8 protein-coding genes are annotated in these 6,699 nt (G+C 68.7%); 4 read left to right on the top strand and 4 right to left on the bottom strand.

What is annotated here, in order from left to right; all coding sequences use genetic code 11:
- The 4 genes from ABZX92_RS44600 to ABZX92_RS44585 all read right to left on the bottom strand — a co-directional run.
- A partial coding sequence (locus ABZX92_RS44600) for a nucleoside hydrolase (RefSeq protein ID WP_355572065.1) occupies positions 1-78 on the bottom strand: 78 nt, incomplete at its 3' end.
- A gap of 252 nt (positions 79-330) precedes the next feature.
- Positions 331-1,284 carry a septation protein SepH gene (gene sepH / locus ABZX92_RS44595; RefSeq protein ID WP_355572061.1) on the bottom strand — a complete coding sequence of 318 codons (954 nt, stop codon included), beginning with the start codon at positions 1,282-1,284 and terminating at the stop codon, positions 331-333.
- Between the two features lie 101 nt (positions 1,285-1,385).
- Positions 1,386-2,531 carry an ATP-binding protein gene (locus ABZX92_RS44590; RefSeq protein WP_355572059.1) on the bottom strand — a complete coding sequence of 382 codons (1,146 nt, stop codon included), beginning with the start codon at positions 2,529-2,531 and terminating at the stop codon, positions 1,386-1,388.
- Positions 2,528-3,187 (bottom strand): response regulator transcription factor, encoded by a 660-nt coding sequence (locus tag ABZX92_RS44585; RefSeq protein WP_355572057.1) that lies wholly within the window; start codon positions 3,185-3,187, stop codon positions 2,528-2,530. The genes ABZX92_RS44590 and ABZX92_RS44585 overlap by 4 nt, the downstream gene beginning before the upstream one ends.
- A gap of 89 nt (positions 3,188-3,276) precedes the next feature.
- Between ABZX92_RS44585 and ABZX92_RS44580 the strand changes: the two genes are divergently transcribed.
- From ABZX92_RS44580 to ABZX92_RS44565, 4 genes are read left to right on the top strand one after another with little or no spacing between them, the layout of a single operon-like run.
- On the top strand, positions 3,277-3,771 hold the full coding sequence (locus tag ABZX92_RS44580) for a hypothetical protein (protein WP_355572055.1): 495 nt from the start codon (positions 3,277-3,279) through the stop codon (positions 3,769-3,771).
- On the top strand, positions 3,768-4,820 hold the full coding sequence (locus ABZX92_RS44575; protein WP_355572053.1) for a peptidoglycan-binding protein: 1,053 nt from the start codon (positions 3,768-3,770) through the stop codon (positions 4,818-4,820). The genes ABZX92_RS44580 and ABZX92_RS44575 overlap by 4 nt, the downstream gene beginning before the upstream one ends.
- Positions 4,817-5,467, top strand: coding sequence for an ABC transporter ATP-binding protein (locus ABZX92_RS44570; protein WP_355572051.1), 651 nt, complete (start codon positions 4,817-4,819; stop codon positions 5,465-5,467). The genes ABZX92_RS44575 and ABZX92_RS44570 overlap by 4 nt, the downstream gene beginning before the upstream one ends.
- A gap of 29 nt (positions 5,468-5,496) precedes the next feature.
- On the top strand, positions 5,497-6,609 hold the full coding sequence (locus ABZX92_RS44565) for an ABC transporter permease (protein ID WP_355572063.1): 1,113 nt from the start codon (positions 5,497-5,499) through the stop codon (positions 6,607-6,609).
- Positions 6,610-6,699 lie beyond the last annotated feature (90 nt).

Raw genomic sequence — 6,699 nt, 5'->3', positions numbered from 1 at the left:
GGCTGCTTCCGGGTCGTGCCAGAAGTTGGCCTCGGCGTAGCTCGTGATGTTGCCGGGCACGTTGAGCGCGCCGCCCATGACGACGACTTTGTCGACCGGCGGAAGCTGCTGCTCGTCACGAACACCGGTATCGCCGTGTCGTCGGTGTTGTTGTGGGTGCAGGCGGCGATGAACGTCGGCATGGTCTTCACCGCGGCGCCGAGGCAGCCCCAGTCCTCGAACGAGCAGACCGCTCCCGAGGCGATGAGCTCGAACACTCCCCACCAAGCCAGCCCGAGGAGTGCACCCACTCCGGCAGCCAGCGCGACACGGCGTCCCACTGCGGATCAATCAGCGGTTCGACCGCACGCCCAGTAAAACGTCCTCCCACGAAGGGACGATGGGGTGGTTCTTCTTCCCCCGCTTGGGAGGAGGGTCCTTGCGCACCGGCTTCTCCGCGGCGGGCTCTTCCGGCTTCGCCGGAGGAGCTGCCGGTGGAGGAGCAGGTGCGGGCTCCGGCTCAGGCAGCGTCTCCTGAACCGGCTGCGGTGCGGGCTTCGGGGCCGGCTTCTCCGCCACGACCGGAGCCGGAGCGGGAGCAGGCGCCTGAACCGGCACCGGTGCGGGCTCCTCCGCGACGGGAGGAGCCACGACCGGCGTCGACTCCAGTGCCTGGCGCGCCAGCTGCGTCACCGGCCGCACCGTGCGCAGCGTCCGGTTCGGGTTCGGGTCCATCAGGTCGACCGCGCCGTCGTCCAGCGCCGTGACCGTGCCGCCCTGCGCACCGGGGTGGAAGTGCCAGTGCGCGCGGTTGTCCGAGCGCCCGGTCTTCCAGTGCAGCTGCACGATCCAGCGGCCGTCGTCACCGCGCCACGCGTCCCACTTGGTGTCGGACAGGTCGTGGCCGCGCAGGCCGAACGAGTGCGCGACGACCTCACCGAGCGTCTGCACGTCCGGGCCGTCCTCGCGGACCGGGTGCGCGCGCTGGGCCAGGTCGGCCGTGCGCGAACGCTCCAGCAGAACGGGGTAGGCGAAGCGCTCGATGCGGTGCGTGGGCATGCCCGCGGCGGACGCGACCTGCTCGATCGACTCGCCGGCGCGGATGCGGGCCTGGATCTCCCGCGGCCGCATGAGGGCCTCACCCGACTCGATCTGCATCTGGCCGAGGCGCGCGAGATCACCGCGCAGGGCCGCCCGAAGGCGCTCGTCAGCGGGGAGCGTGAAGCGCTCGCCGCGGTTTTCGGGGTCCTCGAGGATGACGGACTTGCCGTCCTCGTCGAGCCCGATGACTCGCAGCGCTCGCATCGTGGCCTCCCTGAAATTGCACCTCGCCAGCAGACAACGTTAGGACAACGAGGCACCCAAAGCTCGGAGACTCGCCGATATCTCTACGTGATCTTGCCAGTTCACGAGGGCTGTCGCACGTCCGTTTCCGGAAGGTTCACCTGGACCACCAGGCCTCCTCCCCCGTTCGGACGAGCCTTGGCCGCTCCTTGATGAGCCCGCGCCACCGACTGCACGATCGACAGACCCAGGCCAGATCCCGCGGTCCCGGTGCGGTCGCGCAGGCGTCGAAACGGTTCGAAGAGCCCCGGCACGGCCTCCGCGGGCACGGTCGGCCCGGTGTTGGAAACCACGAGTTCTCGATCAAGGCGGACCGACACGGTTCCGCCAGGTTTGTTGTAGAGCAGGGCGTTGCGCAGCAGGTTGCCGATGAGCTGGGCGAGCAGCACCGGATCGCCCTCGACCAGGTACGGCCGCGTCGACACGTCGAACGTGACTTCCTTGGTGGCCGCCAGCGACCCGCACGACTCGACCTCGTCGTCGATGATCTCGTCGAGCCAGACCAGCTCGCGCGTGGCCAGTCCGCGATCACTGCGTGCGAGCAGCAGCAACCCGTCGATGAGCTTCTCGCTTCGCTCGTTCGTGTCGAGCAGGTGCGCTCCGAGACGGCGCATGTCGTCCGTCGCGTCCGGCGCGGCCAACGCCACCTCGATCAACGTCCGCTGCACCGCGAGAGGCGTGCGCAGCTCGTGCGAGGCGTTCGCGACGAACCGCTTCTGACTGTCGAACGACGACGCGAGCCGGTCGAGCATCCCGTCGAACGTGTCCGCGAGCTCCTTCAGCTCGTCCGGCGGCCCGTCCAGCTCGATGCGCTGGTCCAGCCGTTCCGCCTCCAGCCGGTGCGCGGTCGAGGTGATCGAGTGCAACGGCTCCAGCACTCGGCCGGCCACCACCCAGCCGAGCCAGACCGCGATGATCGCCGCCACCACCAACGCGATGGCCGACTGCCAGATGAACCCGGAGAGCGTGGTGGTCTTCACCAGCTCAGCGCTGAGCACCTGGGTGTCCGCGGGCAGCTGAGCCGCCTCGAGGGTCGCCGCGTAGGGGTAGGTCTCCATCGGCACGGCCTGCCGGGCCTCGCCCACCGCCACCCAGTCTTCGGAGGGCAGCCACGCCGCGAGCAGCCAGTAGTTGAGTGCGATCAGCGCGACCCCGGCGATCAGGAACACCCCGGCGTACCAGGCCGTCAGCCTGGTCCGCAGCTTCACGAGCCGAACCGGTAGCCGGCACCGGGCACGGTCTCGATGACCTGCGGCGTGCCCAGCTTGCGGCGCAGCGTCATCACCGCCACCCGCACGGCGTTCGTGAACGGGTCGGCGTGCTCGTCCCAGGCCTTCTCCAGCAGTTCCTCGGCGCTCACCACGTTGCCCTCCGCCCGCATCAAGACCTCCAGCACGGCGAACTCCTTGGGCGAGAGCGGCAGGAACTTCCCGTCCCGCGCCGCCTGGTGCCGCGGCAGGTCCAGCGTCACCCCTGCCCGTTCGAGCACCGGTGGCAAGGCCGGACGAGCCCGGCGACCGAGCGCCTGCACCCGCGCCACCAGTTCGGCGAACGCGAACGGCTTGGTCAGGTAGTCGTCGGCACCGAGCCCGAGCCCGGCCACCCGATCGTCCACTTCGGCCGCCGCCGTCAGCATCAGCACCCGTGCCTCGCCGCCGGTCGCGTGCACCGCCTTGCACACGTCGTCACCGTGGACGAGCGGCAAATCGCGGTCGAGCACCACGACGTCGTACGCGTGCACCCCTACCCGCTCCAACGCCGCTTCGCCGTCGTAGCAGACGTCGACCGCCATCGAGTACCTGCGCAGTCCCTCGGCGATCGTGTCCGCGAGCAGCTGTTCGTCCTCGACCACCAGCACACGCATGACACCTATTTTCCGCGTCTCCGGGATAAGCGCCGGATAAAGCCTTTCGCTTAACGCCGTCGAATGGCCGCCTCCGTAGACCTGTCGTCGTGAAATCCACCATCGCAGTGCTGCTGGCCCTGCTCATGGCGCTCACCGCCTGCGGGTCCAAAGAGCAGCCGAACAACGCCGGCCAGGAGACCAAGGAAGACCCCATCAAGTTCGCCCAGTGCATGAGGGAGAACGGGGTCAACGTCCCGGACCCGAAGGAGGGCGAGGGCGGCAGCATGGTCTTCGAGGCCACGCCCGGTGAGGAGAACGGCGGTCTGCCCGACGAGAACAAGATGAACGCCGCGCACGAGGCCTGCAAGAAGTACCTGAAGAACGGCGGTGCTTACGAGCCGCCGTCGCCTGAGCAACAGGACAAGATGCGCCAGCAGGCGAAGTGCATGCGGGACAAGGGGTACAACTGGCCCGACCCGAAGTTCGACGGCGGCGGTGCGGCCGAGACGCTGGAACTGCCCAACATGGACGACGACAAGGTCAAGCAGGACATGAAGGACTGCGGCCTCGGCGAGTTCGGCGTGGCGAGGCAAGTGGGATGAAGCGCAAGGTGAACAGGAAGATCCTCATCGCCGCGCTCGTCGCGGCGGTGGTGCTCGGCACCGGCGGGGTCGTGGTCCTCACGAGAGTCGCGTCCAACCAGGCCAGCGCGGCGCCGTTGCAGAACGACCCGTCGAAGACCGCGCCGGTGAAGAAGACGAACCTGGCCGACCAGCAGTCGGTGACCGGCCAGCTCGGCTACGGCGCGGAACGAGGCCTGGCCTCGCGGAAAAGCGGCACCATCACCGGGCTGCCGAAACAAGGCGACGTCATCGAGCAGGGCAAAGCCGTGTTCTGGGCGGACGCCAAGCCTGTGCCGCTGTTCTACGGCACGATGCCGCTCTACCGCGACCTGGAAGCGGGCATGTCGAACGGCCCTGACGTCAAAGTCGTCGAGGAGAACCTCGCCGCCTTGGGGTACAAGGACTTCGGCACCCCCGACGAGAAGTTCACCTCGTACACCGCCGCCGCGCTGAAGAGGTGGCAGAAGGCGAACGGCCTGGAGCAGAACGGAAAGCTCGGCCAGGGCGATGTCATCGTCCAGCCCGGCGCGATCCGCGTCTCCTCGGTGACCGGGCAGCTCGGCTCACCGGCCGGCGGCGACCTGATGAAGGTCACCGGCACCGAGCGAGCGGTGACCGTCGAGCTGGACACCGCCAAGCAGCGCCTCGCCAAGCAGGGTGAGAAGGTCGAGCTGTCGATCCCCGGCGGCAAGCCCACCACCGGCACGATCGTCGGCATCACCCGCTCCGCCGGCGACCCGAACCAGGGCCAGAAGCCGAAGATCGTGCTGACGATCTCCGTCGACGACCCCAAGGCCGCCGAGGGCCTCGACAGCGCGAACGTCACGGCGCTGTTCACGGCGTCCAAGAAGGAGAACGTGCTCGCGGTCCCGATCGGCGCGCTGCTCGCGTTGAACGAGGGCGGCTACGGCGTGGTCACCGAGGACGGCAGGACCATCCCGGTCACCGTCGGCATCTTCGCCAAGGGACAGGTCGAGGTGAAGGGCGACGGCCTGCGCGAGGGCATGAAGGTGGTGACCACCGAGTGATCACCGTCGACCACGCGAGCCGGACGTATCCCGGCGGTGTGCAGGCGTTGCGCGACGTCTCCCTGACCGTCGGGGGCGGCGAGATGCTCGCGATCGTGGGCCCGTCCGGCTCGGGGAAGTCGACGCTGCTGCACCTGATGGGCACGCTCGACAAGCCGACGACGGGTCGCGTCGAGATCGACGGCAACGACATATCCACGTTGTCGGACAACGCTTTGTCGGCGCTGCGGGCACGCACGATCGGGTTCGTGTTCCAGCAGTTCTTCCTCACAGAAGGACTGTCCGCGATCGAGAACGTGGCGTCCGGGCTCGTGTACGCAGGCGTTCCGCGCTCGAAGAGACGCGCGCTGGCGATGTCCGCTTTGGACAGAGTCGGGTTGATCCATCGCGCGCTCCACAAGCCGCACGAGCTGTCCGGTGGTGAGCGTCAGCGAGTCGCGATCGCGCGGGCTGTGGTGAACACGCCGGGGATCCTCCTGGCCGACGAGCCGACCGGGAACCTGGACACGCAGAACGGTGCGGGAGTACTGGACTTGTTGGAGAGCCTCAACTCCGACGGCACGACGATCGTGCTGATCACGCACGACCGGGACATCGCGGCGTGGGCGCCGCGTCGCGTCGAGGTGCGGGACGGAGTGATCGTGTGATCGACCTGCTGCGCCTCGGGTTCTTCGGCATGCGGACCCGCCCGATCCGCGCGATCCTCTCCGCCCTCGGCATCGCGATCGGCATCGCCGCCGTCGTCGCGGTGGTCGGCATCCCCTCCTCCAGCGCCGCCGCGTTGCAGGAGAAGATGTCCAAGCTGGGCACCAACCTGCTGACAGCGGGGCCGGGCCAGGACTTCCTGGGCCAGAACGCGGAGCTGCCGGAGACGGCGGTGCCGATGGCCAAGCGGATCGGCGCGGTCACGTCCGCCAGCGGCACCGGCAAGATCTCGGCGAACATCCGCAAGAACGACATGATCCCGTCGAGTGACACGCTCGGGCTGCAGGTGCAGGCGGCGGAGCAGGACCTGCTGAAGACGCTGAACGCCGAGATCCGGGCGGGACGGTGGCTGACGCCCGGCGAGAAGTCGGTGGTGCTCGGGGGCACCGCGGCCTCGCGCTTGGGCGTCGACAAGCCCGGTGTGCAGCTGTGGATCGACGGTCAGTGGTTCACCGTGGTCGGCATTCTCGGTCCGTTGCCGTTGTCGCCGGAGATCGACAGGTCCGCGCTGATCGGCTGGGAGGCGGCGAAGGAGGCGTTCGGCTTCGAGGGCCACGCCAACACCGTCTACGTGCGCACGGCCGACGACCAGATCGAGAACGTCCGCAAGCTGCTCGGGCCGACGCTGAATCCGCAGAAGGCCGGTGAGGTCAAGGTGTCCAGGCCGTCGGAGGCGCTGGAGGCCAAGCAGCTGGCGGAGAGCTCCTTCAACGCGCTGTTCCTGGGCTTGGGCGGAGTCGCGTTGTTGGTGGGAGGCGTCGGCGTGGCGAACACGATGGTGATCTCGGTGCTGGAACGCCGGAGAGAGATCGGCCTGAGGCGGGCGCTCGGGGCGACCCGCAGGCAGATCAGATGGCAGTTCCTCACCGAGTCGGTGTTGCTGTCCGGCCTCGGCGGGCTGGTCGGCGTGATCGTCGGAATCGCGGTCACGGCCGGATATTCGATCAGCCAGAAGTGGCCGGCGGCGCTGCCGTGGCCCGCCCTGCTCGGGGGAGTGGGCGCGGCCATCGCCATCGGCGCCATCGCCGGCGTTTACCCGGCGGTCCGTGCGGCGCGTCAGTCGCCTACGGAAGCGTTGGCCTAGAGCCATTCGGGGAGAGGAGGCGCATCGATCCGCCAGGGTGCGCCCCCGGTTGAAAACGATGAAGGGCTCCTTCATCCACTTCAACCGGGG

The sequence above is a fragment of the Lentzea sp. NPDC006480 genome, assembly GCF_040611995.1.
Classification (GTDB): domain Bacteria; phylum Actinomycetota; class Actinomycetes; order Mycobacteriales; family Pseudonocardiaceae; genus Lentzea.
The sequence above is the reverse complement of the archived record's forward strand: the minus strand, read 5'-3'. Positions and strand labels throughout refer to the sequence as shown.

Bases quoted from the DNA above. Each gene is read 5' to 3' on its own strand.
- sepH (WP_355572061.1), bottom strand. From the start codon at position 1,284: ATGCGAGCGCTGCGAGTCATCGGGCTCGACGAGGACGGCAAGTCCGTC.
- ABZX92_RS44585 (WP_355572057.1), bottom strand. From the start codon at position 3,187: ATGCGTGTGCTGGTGGTCGAGGACGAACAGCTGCTCGCGGACACGATC.
- ABZX92_RS44575 (WP_355572053.1), top strand. From the start codon at position 3,768: ATGAAGCGCAAGGTGAACAGGAAGATCCTCATCGCCGCGCTCGTCGCG.
- ABZX92_RS44565 (WP_355572063.1), top strand. From the start codon at position 5,497: ATGCGGACCCGCCCGATCCGCGCGATCCTCTCCGCCCTCGGCATCGCG.